Here is a 15,732-nt window from a genome sequence, read left to right as displayed (position 1 = left end):
CCGCGCTGTCCCGCGGGAGGTCTTGCAGAGCTTCAAAGCGTCCGCGCCGCCGGATTGGAGGTCTTGCAGCACGTCAGAACCCCCAAACCGGCAGCGCGGACGTTTTGAAGCACGTTTTTTTGTTCAGCGGGACAGCGCGGAGCTTCTGAAGCTCTGCAAGAAGAATATTCACCTAAAAAATTTTATAACATGGAAATCAACAAAATTAGCGTAGTTCGTATGAATAACGGAGCGCATTTCCTCTACAACACCGACTTTTATGCCCGTATCGATGCCGAGACGGCAGTAAAAGAAAAGATCACGGAAGCATTGGCTTGTTATAAACAGACAATCGACCTCGAAGATGAAGCCCTGAAAATTTCGCAAAAAAGCCTGAATACGGATAAGATCGCCGAGTTCGACAGTAAACGTGACTCCCTTTTTATTGCTATAAAAAACATTGTGAAGGCACAACTGGCCGTTTCCGATACAGCCGTTCACGATGCGGCCATTAAAGTTTCGCAATTGATCAAGGATTATAACATAAAAACCAAAGACCAGTTAGATAAGGAAACCGGTCTGATGCTCAACCTGATCAACGACCTGGAAAACAAGTATGCCGCCGAGGTCGAAAAATTGGGCCTGGGAATGTTTCTCACTCAACTGAAAGAATCGAACTTCGCTGTCCGCAATTACACAGACAGCCGTAACAAGGAATTGCTGGAACAACCGGCCTATAAACTGGCTGAAGCCCGTAAGATTACCGATGCTGCTTATCAGGAAGTAGTCAAACTGATTAATGCGCATGCCGCAGTGGAAGGCGATTCCCTTTATAAGAATCTGATCACTTTGCAAAATCAGGAGATAGTACACTATAAACAGCAGGTTTTAAAACAATCCGTTACTTCTCCGTCGGATGCCCCGTTAATCCCCGACACTCCAACCGACCCCGATACTCCGGGTGGTAGCGGTGGCGGTGAAGATGACCGTCCGGTAATTGAATAATGACGTGTTGTATTTTTGAGAAGAAAGGGGGAGCGCCGTCATTCTGTCGGTCGTTTCCCCTTTTTGTTTGAAATAAATGCCTCTTCAATGTGGGTATTCATTAAAAAAGCGGATATTCTCACGTTGTATGGTATTTTTCTCAATTTTCATGAGAATATTTTTTCATCAGATTTTTAAGTGATTTTTTTCGTTGAACAGCTGTTTTTTGTAAGGTGTATTTATCGTTTTCATAGGGTGTTTATATCAAAATCAAGGCTTTAAAAAATACCCCGCTTGAGTGTAATATTTGCCTATCGTCCGCTATCCGGGCTTGCCGTACATTTGCATCGTAAACGTAAGGGTAAAATTTTAATAGTAAAAAACATTCATTCCTATGAACGCAAAAAATATCATCTTAGCAATCTTAATGGTTCTGTCATTCGCAGCTTGTTCTTCTGAAATAGAAGGTATCGACGACAATATGACAAACACAAACGTAAATAACGGAACAACTTCTATATCTGTACGCATGATGACGGAAGGGGTAGATACGAAAGCTGAAGCCAATTCATTGACATCAGAAGATACTGCAATTAATAATTATATTATAGCAGTCTTCGAACACGTATCAAAAGAACGCATCGGTTATGTAAGAGGTAAAAATACTGCGACTGGTGGTGCTGTTACGGGTTTGAAACTGGAAGTTGACACTAAAGAAGGTTTTGTTGATATTTTTGTAATCGCAAATCTTAATGAAACAGATGAATCACTGTTCGATGCTATTTACACTTCTACTGAATTTAAAAATCAGGTTTTTGGCAGCTTAGATGACCTTGTAAAAGTCGGTTCGTCAATTGAAAAGGAAATATCCAATGTTAATGAAACTGTGACTATTGAGCTATCTCAACTTTCTGCTCGCGTTCTGGTAAATGTGGCAGAAACAGCAAGCGTAAATGGCAATGAACCGGGTGAAGGAGATGTAACAGCACGCATCAATGCTATTAGCTATAAAGCAAAAGTACAAAACACTTCTTCATTTGAACCCGGAGCAGTAGGAACTCCGTCAGAAGCAACAGAACCTATCGATAATAACTTCCATTTCTATACATACAAACTGAATGATCCTTCTCTGGAATTGAACGTTGAGATCGTTATTTCTACAGCTGGAAAAGAAGATGTAACTATTGAAAAAACAATATCGGTTCCTTTCCAAAAAGACGGTTCTCTGTTATCTGTTTTGGAAAATGGAAAATCTTATCAGCTTACTATTGAAACAGCTCTATCGGTAAGTGTTAATTGTGATCCGACATTTACTTATAAGTTGCATGAAATTGAAACGATCGAACAAGACGAAATAACATTCAATTAATCTTGTATTTGCTATACATCCACAATTGATAAATAAAAAATAAAATATTATGATACATTCTGGCAAAAACATATTCAGCTTATTGGCAAGTCTTTTTATACTTGTCTCTTGTTCGGATGAAACTCTTGTCGGCCCGGGAAAAGGTATTGAAGTCGAAGAAGGGATACCCGTAACAGCCACGGTTTCATTCGGAACTTCTGAAGCCATGAAGATCGATACAAGAGCTACGGATTTTAATGACGATAAAGATCCGGTCTATACGTTGGCAATCCTGATCTTTAAAAAAGCGGCAGACGGTACGAAAAATATTGTCGGCACACCTCATTTGTTTACATCTGATGAGATCAAAGATAAGACTGTAACATTTAATACTCTTTCCGGTAAAAGGTATGTGTACGCTGTTGCAAATTATAAAAGTTCGATATTCAATAATCTGGAAGATGAATTGAAAAGTGTCAAGAATTTGGATGATTTGAAAAATTTATCGGTCAAATTGCAAGAGAATAATATTTCAGTACTCGATAATCAGTTTTTGATGAGTGGCTGTTTTGTCAGCGAGAATGCTGCGGGTGAGGATGAAGGATACTGTGTTGTTAAAGATGGCTCTCTACTTAGCTCTGCAGGTGGAAGTGGATATATCGACTTAAAAAGAATAATGTCTTCCATTAGATTTGAAGTTTATTCTAATACTGGTGCAGATTTTGTTGCCGATAGTTGGCAAGTAGTAAATGTCCCTCAATACGCAAAGGTAGTGGAGCAGGATAGCGATTATCCGGGCAATAGTAGTGATTATGAATCTTCCAAAGAAAGTTCGGTTTTTACGACTAAAGAAGGAAAAGTCGGTTTCTCTTTTTTGATGATGGAAAACAGGAAAACGTCTGTTAATACGATTTCTTCCTATGATGAACGTGAAAAACAGAAGTCCAGCCCTTGTAGCTTCGTTAATGCTCCTGCTTACTCCACCTATGTGATCCTGAAAGGAACTTATATCGGACAGACGGATCAAGTAATAGGTACAGATAAATCTCCAGGAAAGTATGTAAAAGCTTTTACAACCTATTACATACATTTGGGAGATTGGACAGACAAAGGTTATGGGAAGGAATTTAATAATTTCAGCATTTCCCGTAATTACCGTTATGTCTATAAGGTTAATGTGATAGGTGTAGATAAGTTGATAGTCGAAGTAGAAAAGGAAGGTGAAGATAAGCAATTTTGGGGAGGAGACGGTGATATGTTTGTCTCTTCAAATAATGTCCGAACTTTCGATGCACATTATGAAACGACTGTCATTTCTTTTTCAAGAAAGGAAATAGGTGATTTAATATCGAAATATGAAGCAACATTTGATGTGGAAGCAGGAACAGATGAGCAATATGAAACTGCACTTAATATATTCAAGAATAAATTCCTGATATATGCATCAACTCCGAAGAATAATTTCGCAACAAATGGAACGGATGATATTGATTGGGTAACTTATAAAAGGAATACAAAAGGATATGAAGGTTTCATGAAGTATAAGGAAAATACTTCTGATTTCCCTCTGGATTCGGAGGGCTTTAAAGAGGACTTGTTTAATGCTTATTATTATAAGCATAACCCTGCTGCTGATGATCCTTTTGATAGTGATGATGAGTCCGCTTTAATTCGTTACACCTGTTTTATTGATGAATATTATTATGGTGATGATGATGATGATGATCTGGCTCTTAGCAAATTTATAAATCAGCAACCTCGTACAATCCAAATATGTACTTATTATAAACCGAATAGTGATCCATCAAGTACAAGTACTATTAATATGGCATCATATACATTCTCCCAGAAGTCGATCAGTACGATTTATGATTTGGATGAACTGGATAAAGATCATTCTATAAACGCTTATGGAGTAGAGTGGATGCAGGAAGGGGAGAATTTATCTCCAGAAAAAAAGATACCTCAAAAAACAAGTTTTCATCAAGGTATACGTAATACATGGCTATCTTTAGGTGCTACAGAAGATCAACAATACAATTTTTATTATCCTGATCCTTTTCCTGATTGGACAACATATATTGATTATAACAATAATATGTTGCATCCTGAGAAGAATCATATTGAGTATGCCTGTCTGACAAAAAATCGTGATATAAATGGTAATGGCATAATAGATAAAGATGAGGTGCGTTGGTATCTACCGGCAATTACACAATATATGGGATTGGTTGTTGGAAAAGATGCTTTGCCAAAAGAGGTTCGATTGTATAATAATACGGTTGCATCCTCAGAGGTTCCAATTATGAGTAATTCTGCATACAACTATGGATACTATGTTTTATATCCGTCTAAAGGACTATCTTTATCTTATCTTAAGTCAGGAGAATATCCCTATCGTTGTATACGTAACTTGAGAAGTATAGTTCGAGAAACGACAGATTTTGTTACTCCGTCTGAAAAGTCTTATTCATATGTGCCTGGGGATAGTTATCCAAGCAATTTTGACAATTTAGATCATACATTTAAATCTTATTCTTTTAATCGTTTAAACTCAAAAGCGAAAAGAAGTAGTGTCAGTGGTCCGTTAACTTTCGGTCATGATATTTTTGATGAGGAAAATAAATTACCGGAATCTTTTGAGGTTGGAGTAATGCAAGAGGGAGATTTTACAGCTTCTGGGGCTGCTTCTAAAAATCCTTGTGAGAATGCGGGGGATGGTTGGCGTCTCCCAAATCAAAGGGAATTATTTATTATTTCTTTTTATAAGAAAGAAGAAGGCGTAGGGACTATCAGTCTCTTTAGTTGTACAAAAGGTACTTCAGACAATTCTTATTGTGGATTTATAGCTAGTAGGAATGATGGAAATTCTGTACCAACAATGGGTATGTGGCCTGGTTCTTGGTCAGGTGATGATGAAATAATAAAATATCGTTGTGTCAAAGATACAAAATAACCACTAACATGAACCGATCAGATTTAATAAAAAGAGTAGCCGGCCGACTCTTGTTGGAAGAGGAGGAAGCTGCAATATATATCAGAGTGTGGGAAGAAGAGGTGGAGAAAGCTCTGTTGAAGGACGGCGAAGTCGGTTTGATGGGATTTGGCTCATTCACTTTATGGAAGCAGACGGCAAGACCGGCGAGGAATCCCCGCGAGAATACCGTCTGTATGATCGCTCCCCGCAACAGCGTGAAATTCAAACCGGGCAAATTCCTGCTGGAACATCTGAACCCGCAGAACGAAGAACCCGACAAAAATGTATAACAACTAAATTTCGTGTTATGAAACAAGCACTCAACGTAGAATCGATCTTATTGAATGAAGTAGATAACGAGAAGTACGTTTACCTTTATCTCGAAGGGGATAACTGGTGTGCTTACGAACGTTCTGCTTATTATCTGGCAAAGGAATTTCCGGTTGTTCTCAACAAGGAAATAGTGCACGATGGTTACGAAGTCATTCTGATGAAGGCTTCTTTCAACATCGATAAAATGCGGCTTCCCCTGTTCCGCTCCGCAGTCCTGAAAAGAGTAGGGGACGACCAGGTTCTTTTCCAGATCCCCGGCCGCATCGACGGTTTTGTGGAGTGGAAAGCGGAACAACTCGACGGGATGCCGGCCTAATTGCCGGCCGGCTCTTCCTTTGGGATCGTGGATGCATTCCCGTTCCTGAACGCCGTATAATGCGGCGACATGATTTCTACTCCGGCTTTGTCGAAATAATCTTGTATGTTCTGGTGCAAATCCGAATAGATGGCCGTCATCTTATCCGCATCCCGGATATAAGCGTTGATCTGGTAGACAGGGTAGAAGTCCTCTAAAGACGTTTCAAGGACAAAAGGAGCCGGCTCGGGCATTACACCGGGCGTTGCCAGCGCCGCATCTGTCAGAAGCTGGTGTACTTTCCGCCAGGGCGCATCATATCCGATCGTCACTTCGGAATGGATGATCAGTCCGTAAGTTCGTGCCGACGAACTGTAATTGACTGTCTGTGACGACATGATGAATGAGTTCGGTATCGTCACGATCTCGTTCTTTATCGTGCGGAGGCGGGTGACGAAGGCCGTCTTTTCAATCACATTCCCCACCGTATCGTTCAGTTTGATCCTGTCGCCTTGCTTGAAGGCACGCATATAAGTGATCACGAATCCGGCAATGATATTCCCGATCACCGTGCTCGACCCCAACGAAACGATCAGACCGACAAAGACTGACACTCCCTGAAACACACCCGAATTGGCTCCGGGCAGATAAGGATAGATCATGGCAATCATGAATGCGTACAACAGGAAACGGATAATATGATAGGTCGGCATCGCCCAGTCCGTATAAAATCCGTTAATATTCAATCTTCCCGCATCTATTTCCGTGGCCAGGTAGCGGATGCCCCTGATCACATACTTTATAACCAGGCAGATCACGATGATCGTAAAAAGGTTGGGAATGTAATCCAGTATTCCTATCAGGATGCTTTTAACCGGATTCCAGATGTAATAGGCAATCTTGTAGGCAAGTTCTTTGGTTTGCGGGAAGATCGAGAAGAGGATCGGTATGGTCAGCACCAATAGGATGAACAACAACAGATAGCGTAGGATGCTTGCCAGAAAGACCAGCAGCTTTACCTGTTTTTGCGTGTCCAGTATCTCGTAGTTCTGGATCGAGATCGGCTTCAGTTTGGTGTCTTTAAGTAACTCGATCCGTGCTTTCGCCTTTTTATACAGCCACGACGAAAGGCGGAACAGCAGGTATTGTCCTAACAGCACCAGCACGAAATAAAGGACGTGTTTTCCGGTTTCCCACCAATTTTCGTGAAGCTTGTCCGTTTTCAGTTTGGCAACTGCCTCCCGGTGCAGCGAGTCTAGTTTTTGGATCTGGCCTGCTTTTAATTTGAATGTGCCGTCTGCTTTCTGTATGGCGGACGAGTCTGTATGTGTCAGGGTTGTATCAGCCTGGAAAATATCCTTGATGACATTCTGCAACTGGGCATTTGCCGTTGTATGCAGAAGCGATAAGAGTAGGAAAAACCATAAAGCTCTGTACTGTTTCATTTTGGCGTTCGTATTTATTGTTGATTTACATACAACAATATAGAATACGAAACGTTGAAAGGGTGGATAAAAATTCTATCCACCCTTTCCTATGATCCTTTTGTTCCGTCCGTTGTTACCAGGGAGTGATCGTTACGTTACGGAACTCCACTTCTTTACCTTCGCTCTGCAGGCCGATGTAACCTTCTTTTTGCTTGTTCCATCCGGTATTCTGATAAACGCCGTTGATATAAACGTTGATCTTTCCGTCTTTCACGTAGATATTGGCTTCATTCCATTCTCCGGCCGGTTTTTCGCTGCTTGGCGCATTCTTCTTGACCACCGGAAAACCGGGACGGGGTTCGCCCGGCTTGCCCTGATACTGTGCCAGGTCGGAACCGCCCAACAAGACAAAGTCACCCGCACTGCCCAACATCAGGTTACACTCGATTCCGTTCGGGAACGGGTTTTTCGGTTCGGCAATCAGCAGGAAGATACCGCTGTTCGCATTCTGGTCGCCGTTCGGCCAACGCCATTCCACGTGCAATTTATAATTGTCGTATTTCTCTTTCGTGTACATGTAACCGAAAGGCTGTCCGGTGATCTTGATCACGCCGTCGCTTACGGAATAAACCTGTTCGGGCCGGACAGAATTTTTATCGACAACGAAATTCCAGTTTGAAAGATCTTTTCCGTTGAACAACTTGGTTGTCTTTTGTGCGTTCGCATCACTTCCGAAACACAAAAAGGCGGCAGCAACCGCTGCCATGCAAAGCATTCTTTTTTTCATGGTACTAAATGAATTATATGTGATTAATCAACAATAAGTTTGCGGTAACGAACGCGCTTCGGTTCGGTGTCGCCACCCTGTTTGCGCTTGTATTCTTCGTATTCGGAATAAGTTCCCTCATAGAATACCACATTCGAATCGCCTTCGAACGACAGGATATGCGTACAGATACGGTCGAGGAACCAGCGGTCGTGCGAAACGACAACGGCACATCCGGCGAAGTTCTCCAGGCCTTCTTCCAGGGCACGCAGCGTGTTCACGTCGATATCGTTGGTCGGCTCATCCAGCAGCAAAACGTTGGCTTCGGCCTTCAGCGTGATGGCTAGGTGCAGGCGGTTGCGTTCTCCACCGGACAATACGCCGCAAAGTTTCTCCTGGTCGGCTCCTGCGAAGTTGAAACGTGACAGGTAAGCGCGCGAGTTGATCTCTTTGCCGCCCACGCGGATAAATTCCTGGCCGCCAGAAACGACCTGGAAAACCGTTTTCTTTGGGTCGATATCCTTGTGTGTTTGGTCTGCATAGCCGACTTTCACTGTTTCGCCCACTTCAAATGTCCCCTTGTCGATGCTTTCCATTCCCATGATCATCTTGAAGAGCGTTGTTTTACCGGCACCGTTCGGGCCGATCACACCAACGATACCGTTAGGAGGGAGCATGAAATTGAGGTCGTCGAACAGCAGCTTTTCGCCAAAGGCTTTGGCCACATGCTGTGCCTCGATCACCTTGTTACCCAGACGAGGGCCGTTCGGGATAAAGATTTCCAGCTTGGCTTCGCGCTCTTTTTGGTCTTCGTTCAGTAAGGCTTCGTATGAGTTCAAACGGGCTTTACCCTTAGCCTGACGGGCTTTGGGAGCCATGTTGATCCATTCCAGCTCGCGTTCGAGTGTCTTACGGCGTTTGCTGACCTGCTTTTCTTCCATCGCCATCTTCTTAGTCTTCTGATCCAGCCAGGAAGAGTAATTGCCTTTCCAGGGAATACCTTCGCCACGGTCGAGTTCAAGAATCCAACCGGCCACATGGTCGAGGAAGTAACGGTCGTGCGTGATACATATTACCGTACCCGCATATTGCTGCAAATGCTGTTCCAACCAGTCGATTGATTCGGCATCCAAGTGGTTGGTCGGCTCATCGAGCAGCAACACATCCGGTTGCTGAAGCAGCAGGCGGCAAAGGGCCACGCGGCGGCGTTCACCACCGGAAAGCGTATCCACGACCTGGTCTTCGGGCGGACAGCGCAGGGCATCCATCGCCCGTTCCAGGCGGCTGTCGAGGTTCCATGCGTCGGTTGCGTCGATCTTGTCCTGGAGTTCAGCCTGGCGTGCGATCAGCGCATCCATTTTATCCGGATCATCCAGTACTTCGGGGTCGCCGAATTTTTCGTTCACTTCTTCATATTCCTTTAATGTGTCTACGATATCCTGCACACCTTCCTGTACGATCTCTTTTACCGTCTTGCCGGCTTCCAGTTTCGGGTCTTGTTCCAGATAACCCACCGAGTAGCCGGGCGAAAATACAACTTCTCCCTGATATTCTTTTTCAATACCGGCAATGATTTTCAGCAACGTAGATTTACCGGAGCCGTTGAGGCCGATAATCCCGATCTTAGCTCCATAGAAGAAGGACAGATAAATATTTTTCAACACTTGTTTCTGAGGAGGGAAAGTCTTGCTCACACCCACCATCGAGAAAATAATTTTCTTGTCGTCTGCCATATTTTTAAGTATGTATATTATGATTTTTTTTCCAGGACAAACATACATAAATATCTTTAGATTTTAAAATAATTATCCTGCTTCCCCCTTGATTCGTCTCATTCTTCCTCTTTATTATGCAGATGATTGGGGCGATAATGAACAGGCGGAAGTGTTACTACAGAAAGTATGCGGAAAATATACTGTTTCGTTATATGCAGTAAGCCAGCAAGTTCTGTCTCCTATGTGAAAAAACCTGCAAAAAAATCATTGGAATATTTGCATAATATAAATCAACCCCTTATCTTTGCACCCGCATTACAGAAGTAACGCACCGGATGATTCGCTAGCTCAGCAGGTAGAGCACATCCCTTTTAAGGATGGGGTCCTGGGTTCGAACCCCAGGCGGATCACTGAAAACAAAAGAAAAATCAAGCAAATCCCTGATAATCAGACATTATCAGGGATTTCTTTTTTCTGGCAGATAGCAGAAAATAGCCGTTTCAAGCATATTGTTGGTGTGCAAATCGTGGTACATAAATCAGGCTGAAAAAAGTCCCACGATTTAGCTTCTTTCTCACTGATTCATAGCATTTTGCATGGTCGTACTTTGGAAGAGAATACATAGTTTTGTAACTCTAAAAACGATGTAAAAATGGCTAGAAAAACCTTCAATGTGCTATTCTTTATCAAGAAAGCCAGATTATTAAAGAATGGAGAAGCACCCGTGTGCATGAGAATTACTGTAAACGGCTGTATGGTAGATGTTTTAGTAAAAAGAAGCTGTCCTGTAAATCTATGGAATCAGGCAAAAGAAAACTCCAAAGGAAAAGATCGTATGTCGGTGGAACTGAACCACTACTTGGAAATCACACGCTCTCGCATACACCAAATTTATAGAGAACTGGAATCCACAGGTAAGACTATTACAGTCGATCTTATGAGAAAGCTATATTATGGGGTGGATGAAGATAGTAAAACGCTATTGCAAGTATTCAGAGAGCATAACGAACAAAGCCGTAAGCTAATCGGTAAGGACTTCGTTAGTAAGACCGTTCAACGGTATGAAACCACTACCCGATATTTAGAGGAATTCATAAAGAAAGAATATCAATTATCTGATATTGCCCTAAACAACTTGGAAGCCAACTTTATTTCTAAGTTCGATGCTTTTTTGAAAATTGAAAAAGGTTGTGCGCAGAATTCAGCTATCACCCGATTGAAGAACTTGAAGAAGATTATCCGTATTGCTTTGGAAAACGACTGGATAAAGAAAGATCCGTTTGCTTACTATCGCTTCAAACTGGAAGAAACCGATCCTGAGTTCCTGACGATGGACGAGATTAAAATTATTCTTGCAAAAGAATTCACGATTAAGCGAGTAGAACAGGTACGTGACGTTTTTATCTTTTGCATTTTTACTGGATTGGCGTTCAGCGATGTGAAAGATTTATCACCCGAACACTTGGTAAAAGACAACAAAGGGGAGCTTTGGATAAGAAAGAACCGCCAAAAGACAAAAATCATGTGCAACATTCCTGTGCTGCCTGTAGCAGCTTCTATACTTGATAAATATAAGGATGTGGCAGAGTGTACCGGAAAACTTTTACCTGTATTGTGTAATCAACGCATGAACAGTTATTTGAAAGAAATTGCCGATGTGTGCGGAATTCATAAAAATCTTAGCACTCATACGGCCAGACATAGCTATGCCACTTCCGTGTGCCTTGCAAATGGCGTAAGTATGGAAAATGTAGCCAAGATGTTAGGTCATGCAGATACCAGCGTGACGAAACACTACGCACGGGTACTGGATCAGAATATTCTAAAGGATATGCAGAAAGTGAATAGCTGCTTGTCGGAATTGGCTATATAAATAAGGCAGTAGCCAATATAGAAAAAAGGATTGGGAATAATGAACTTCATTTTCTCAACCCTTTTCTTTTAAAGTAAGTTTTCCAGAACCCAATATGAAGCATTGACAAAGGTAATTTCCGTATTTAGCCTGTTCAAGTCCAAGCCTTCGGTTTAGATAAAAATCTTCCTCTCATTGCATTTCGAGCGTATTTTTATCTAAAGACTTGCACAGACTAAATACTTCACTGGAAAAGTCAATGATTCAAATTAAATTCCGAAAAACAATGTTTTTGTGAGTGGCAGATTATTCTTTCCAACTTTCAAAATAATGCTTTTGGAGCAGTTTATCAATATCACTTTGCCGATAGATGATTTTACCTTTTATCTGGATAAAGGGGATTAAGCCTGTATCTCGCCATTCTTGCAGGGTTCGCAGGCTGACATTCAGTTTTTTAGAAACCTCATGATTGGAAAGAAAACGTTCTCCGTTCAGGTGGGGCTTATAGTGCTTGACAATTGATTCAATACCGCTTAGCATTGAGTCGAGCGAAGAAATAAATTCTTTGACTTGTGGTGTATCTTTATTTATTAATTCCATGATTGAAAGATTGTTTTATTGAAATATTGATTTTAAGATGGCTAGATAGCGAATCAGTTAGAGATTAACTGGTCGATTGATTAGTTACGCAGATAGTCACCCAATGACGAAAGGTTTAGCACATCTTTCGCTGGATCATAATCTATGTAAATCCGTTTAGGAGCAGGAGCAATAAAATACTGGCTACCGTCTTTCTGTATTTCATAAGTAGAGGGTGAAGCCTGTTTGGTGGTTTCCGATACATATATAATAGAAAGAAGATACTCTTTGTCGTTCCGATAGATGATAACCGTAGGATTCAGATTAACACTTTCCCATGTGCCGACAATGGAAAACAAGTTGAAGGACGGATAATATTCTTTAGTTCTTTTCATAAGGCTTGATTTGTTTGGGTGACTGATTTTGTGTTTCACTGTCCGCAATAATTCTTTCAATATCGGAAGACTTATAATAAATCTTGCTCCCTATTTGAGAATAAGCCAGTCGCCCACTACTTCGGTAATATTGCAGCGTTCGCTTGCTCAAGCCTAACAACAGGCACACTTCCTGACTATCCAGCCAGTTTTCTACTTTTTGAGTATGACTGCTGCACAAACTCTCTATCCGTTTGGCAAACTCCGTGAAGCTCTCGCAGACATACGAAAATGTTCTTTTTTCGATGGTTACTACTTCCATACATTTAATTTTTAATGGTTAATAAAACGTGTTGATTCTATTTTCATCGGCAAATGAAAGAAGAATCAAGAGCCGTTTTCTAAACTGTCCGAGAGTGGTATAAAAAGACTGTTTATGGCAAAATGACACATGAATAATTTATTAGTCATAATACTCTTGCGGCACAACTATCAAAATGAATCCGAGTTAATTAATGGCGACAAGCTAAATAGATAAAAGGTAGAATGACAGAAAAGAGAAGTTTTATATGATACATTTTTAGCATATTCGATTAATCATTACTAAAATGGGAATCATGAAAAGATTAAAGTAGTTTTTACACATGATTTATAACCTGCGTATTAACAATAGCCATGGAAAGAGGTCAGAATAAGAATAACAAGAGGATACAGTAGAGGCAATACACGTACTTATGACTATGGTTTGGCGTGAAGTGGCTCTGCTGATAGTTACATACCCTTTTTTGTATCCCTACAAATAGGGATTGTTTTATAGAAAATACCCATTTGTATGGATTGTTTTATTTTTGAAATACAACGTACTTTGTATTCTAATAACAGGAACTACGTTCTGACCTATGCAAACAACAAAAGAATATACACATAAATTATTGTTGGAAACAGCAAGGAGAGCCTTTTTCAAGAAGGGCTTTAAGGCTGTGTCTATGCGTGAAATATCCAAATTGTCGGGTATCGGTCTGAGCAACATCTACAATTATTATCCTTGTAAGGACGATTTGTTGGCTGACGTGTTGCATCCGCTTTTGGAGGCGATGAACAGTATGCTGGAAGATCATAATCGCCCGGAGGCCTTTTCTTTGGATGTCTTTACCTCCGAAGAATATCATCGCTCATCCATGAAGGAGGTAATGAACATCGTAAGACGGTATCGTGAAGAATTTAAGTTACTTTTTTCATCTATCCAAGACTCTCGTTTCAATGATTATTGGGAACAATGGATTAAAAGAAGTACAGTAATGGGTATAGAATATATGGAAGGTATGAAAAAGCTCTACCCTGATCTGCATACCGATATTTCTCTATTCTTTATGCACTTCACCTGCTCATGGTGGGTTAATATGATGAAAGAGGTGGTGCAACATGAAGAGCTTTCCAGTGAAGAAATTGAATGTTTTATTGGTGAGTATATCCGCTTTAGCACAGGAGGCTGGAAAAGGCTCATGAATGTAAAAATAGAAAGATGAAAACAAATAGAAACATCCACACATCCTCCTGCCTACAATGCAACCCTTGTGGAAGCGGTTGTACAATTGTGGACAATCGGATTTCTTTCGTATTCGATTCGGAAAAGAAGCACTTTAGCCATCTTCTGTTCGACCCGACACCCGTTGCTTGCATGGGCAGATGCGGCAGGTCTTGTCAAGCAGGATTTCGCTTGGTGCAGGAGGCTAAATACCGCACCACTTCGGTAGAACAACTAAAAACAATCAATATATGAGTATCACCAACATCATCTGTAACGGCGAAATAACGCTTGTGCAAGGAGTAAACGGACTTTTCCTCTGCGAGGAATCGTGGGTAACACAAAGCAGAAAATCCGCTCTGCCCAGAGAGGCTTTGAACAAAGAGACTATTAGAATTAAAAAAGAATGCATCGATATTGAACGTCCAGAGACTGATTTTCCAGACTTAACTTAGTAACAGATGTATGAAACATCCCATTTTTAATAATAATAATTCATCGTATCAAGCGAGTCGCCTGCAAAGAGCGACTCGCTTTGTTTTTGAACAAAATAGATTTTCGTTCTCTTTTGAAGTACTAACTCCCAATCTGTCATAGCCATGTCACAACAAGTATTTGTTCCATTTCTTCTGACACTGTTTGCCGGTATATCCACCGGCATAGGCAGTGCCATTGCTTTTTTCGCCAAACGCACCAACACGTCGTTTCTTTCTCTATCGCTGGGCTTTTCGGCGGGAGTCATGATTTATGTATCGTTTGTCGAACTGTTTACCTCTTCTGTGCAAACACTTGTGGAGATGCACGGCAAATCAGAAGGAACGTTTTATGCCACGCTCTCTTTCTTCGGGGGTATCGTGTTGATATTGCTCATCGACAAGCTAATTCCTCGCTACGAGAATCCGCATGAAATGCACCGGGTGGAAGAAATGAGTGAAAAAGCGAAAATACAATTAGACGTGAAGCCCAAATTGCTACGTGTTGGCATGGTAACAGCCTTGGTGCTGGCTATCCACAATTTCCCGGAGGGTATGGTTACGTTTCTTGCTGCCCTAAAGGATGTGAACATTGCCATACCCATTGCCATCGCCATTGCCATACACAACATACCGGAGGGTATTTCGGTATCCGTTCCTGTTTTTTACGCTACAGGCAACCGCAAGAAAGCCTTTTGGTTCTCGTTTTTGTCTGGATTGGCAGAGCCGGTGGGAGCCGTCATAGGCTATCTCGTGCTGGCTCCGTTCCTCGACGACAATGTGTTCGGCATCATCTTCGGCATGATTGCTGGCATCATGGTATTTATCTCGCTCGATGAGCTGTTACCCGCAGCTGAAGAATACGGTAAGCACCACCATGCCATCTACGGTTTGGTGGTAGGCATGGCGGTCATGGCACTAAGCCTGCTGATGCTGGGTTAGCAAGAAGAAGTAATATAGAAACAATAAATAAAAAACAGAAAAAGATATGCATACATCTCACACTTACCACTGTCATGAGCACGATGCTCACAAAGAGCATACTCACGGGCGTATATTTTTTAGGTATCGCGCACAGCAAATAATAGACATATCATATTAGTAA

Annotated in this window: 15 protein-coding genes and 1 tRNA gene; 10 read left to right on the top strand and 6 right to left on the bottom strand. The window is 41.6% G+C overall.

The genetic code is table 11. The features are described 5' to 3' along the window. Positions 1 to 189 precede the first annotated feature (189 nt). From HMPREF1536_RS22400 to HMPREF1536_RS22380, 5 genes are all read left to right on the top strand, one after another. Complete coding sequence (locus HMPREF1536_RS22400; RefSeq protein WP_028728141.1) at positions 190 to 984, top strand: DUF6261 family protein; 795 nt, start codon at positions 190 to 192, stop codon at positions 982 to 984. A gap of 373 nt (positions 985 to 1,357) precedes the next feature. Next, on the top strand, positions 1,358 to 2,332 hold the full coding sequence (locus HMPREF1536_RS22395) for a hypothetical protein (protein ID WP_028728140.1): 975 nt from the start codon (positions 1,358 to 1,360) through the stop codon (positions 2,330 to 2,332). Positions 2,333 to 2,381: 49 nt separating this feature from the next. Further along, positions 2,382 to 5,267, top strand: a complete 2,886-nt coding sequence (locus HMPREF1536_RS22390) for a fimbrial protein (protein WP_028728139.1) — start codon at positions 2,382 to 2,384, stop codon at positions 5,265 to 5,267. A gap of 8 nt (positions 5,268 to 5,275) precedes the next feature. Next, positions 5,276 to 5,578 (top strand): HU family DNA-binding protein, encoded by a 303-nt coding sequence (locus HMPREF1536_RS22385; protein ID WP_028728138.1) that lies wholly within the window; start codon positions 5,276 to 5,278, stop codon positions 5,576 to 5,578. Between the two features lie 17 nt (positions 5,579 to 5,595). Continuing rightward, on the top strand, positions 5,596 to 5,937 hold the full coding sequence (locus HMPREF1536_RS22380) for a hypothetical protein (protein ID WP_028728137.1): 342 nt from the start codon (positions 5,596 to 5,598) through the stop codon (positions 5,935 to 5,937). On the opposite strand, the gene HMPREF1536_RS22375 is transcribed toward HMPREF1536_RS22380, so the two are convergent. The 3 genes from HMPREF1536_RS22375 to ettA all read right to left on the bottom strand — a co-directional run bounded on the left by HMPREF1536_RS22375 (position 5,934) and on the right by ettA (position 9,842). Then, a complete protein-coding gene (locus tag HMPREF1536_RS22375) occupies positions 5,934 to 7,361 on the bottom strand; it encodes a mechanosensitive ion channel family protein (protein WP_044192429.1) in 1,428 nt (475 codons plus the stop codon). The two genes, HMPREF1536_RS22380 and HMPREF1536_RS22375, sit on opposite strands and share 4 nt — an antisense overlap. Before the next feature lie 115 nt (positions 7,362 to 7,476). Continuing rightward, on the bottom strand, positions 7,477 to 8,130 hold the full coding sequence (locus tag HMPREF1536_RS22370) for a 3-keto-disaccharide hydrolase (protein WP_028728135.1): 654 nt from the start codon (positions 8,128 to 8,130) through the stop codon (positions 7,477 to 7,479). Between the two features lie 23 nt (positions 8,131 to 8,153). Then, the gene (gene ettA / locus HMPREF1536_RS22365) at positions 8,154 to 9,842 is read right to left on the bottom strand and encodes an energy-dependent translational throttle protein EttA (protein ID WP_028728134.1); all 1,689 of its coding nucleotides are present in this window, start codon (positions 9,840 to 9,842) and stop codon (positions 8,154 to 8,156) included. A gap of 319 nt (positions 9,843 to 10,161) precedes the next feature. On the opposite strand from ettA, the gene HMPREF1536_RS22360 reads away from it, so the two are divergent. Together HMPREF1536_RS22360 and HMPREF1536_RS22355 are read left to right on the top strand one after the other, a co-directional pair. Further along, a tRNA-Lys gene (locus HMPREF1536_RS22360) sits at positions 10,162 to 10,234 on the top strand. Positions 10,235 to 10,476: 242 nt separating this feature from the next. Beyond that, complete coding sequence (locus HMPREF1536_RS22355; RefSeq protein WP_005868395.1) at positions 10,477 to 11,697, top strand: site-specific integrase; 1,221 nt, start codon at positions 10,477 to 10,479, stop codon at positions 11,695 to 11,697. A 285-nt stretch (positions 11,698 to 11,982) separates the two neighbouring features. Here the strand turns inward: HMPREF1536_RS22355 and HMPREF1536_RS22350 are convergent, their stop codons facing one another. From HMPREF1536_RS22350 to HMPREF1536_RS22340, 3 genes are all read right to left on the bottom strand, one after another. Then, positions 11,983 to 12,276, bottom strand: coding sequence for a helix-turn-helix domain-containing protein (locus HMPREF1536_RS22350; RefSeq protein ID WP_005868396.1), 294 nt, complete (start codon positions 12,274 to 12,276; stop codon positions 11,983 to 11,985). Positions 12,277 to 12,356: 80 nt separating this feature from the next. Further along, a complete protein-coding gene (locus tag HMPREF1536_RS22345; protein ID WP_005868398.1) occupies positions 12,357 to 12,650 on the bottom strand; it encodes a DUF3876 domain-containing protein in 294 nt (97 codons plus the stop codon). Next, positions 12,637 to 12,951, bottom strand: a complete 315-nt coding sequence (locus HMPREF1536_RS22340) for a helix-turn-helix domain-containing protein (RefSeq protein WP_005868400.1) — start codon at positions 12,949 to 12,951, stop codon at positions 12,637 to 12,639. The genes HMPREF1536_RS22345 and HMPREF1536_RS22340 overlap by 14 nt, the downstream gene beginning before the upstream one ends. Positions 12,952 to 13,528: 577 nt before the next feature. On the opposite strand from HMPREF1536_RS22340, the gene HMPREF1536_RS22335 reads away from it, so the two are divergent. The 3 genes from HMPREF1536_RS22335 (at position 13,529) to zupT (ending at position 15,569) form a co-directional block, all read left to right on the top strand. Then, entirely contained in the window at positions 13,529 to 14,155 is a 627-nt protein-coding gene (locus HMPREF1536_RS22335; RefSeq protein WP_002560569.1) for a TetR/AcrR family transcriptional regulator, read from the top strand. Between the two features lie 250 nt (positions 14,156 to 14,405). After that, positions 14,406 to 14,609, top strand: a complete 204-nt coding sequence (locus tag HMPREF1536_RS22330) for a hypothetical protein (protein ID WP_005868403.1) — start codon at positions 14,406 to 14,408, stop codon at positions 14,607 to 14,609. A 144-nt stretch (positions 14,610 to 14,753) separates the two neighbouring features. Further along, a complete protein-coding gene (gene zupT / locus HMPREF1536_RS22325; RefSeq protein WP_005868405.1) occupies positions 14,754 to 15,569 on the top strand; it encodes a zinc transporter ZupT in 816 nt (271 codons plus the stop codon). The last annotated feature ends 163 nt before the right edge of the window (positions 15,570 to 15,732 follow it).

This window comes from Parabacteroides gordonii MS-1 = DSM 23371 (genome assembly GCF_000969825.1).
Lineage (GTDB): Bacteria > Bacteroidota > Bacteroidia > Bacteroidales > Tannerellaceae > Parabacteroides > Parabacteroides gordonii.
The sequence above is the reverse complement of the archived record's forward strand: the minus strand, read 5'-3'. Positions and strand labels throughout refer to the sequence as shown.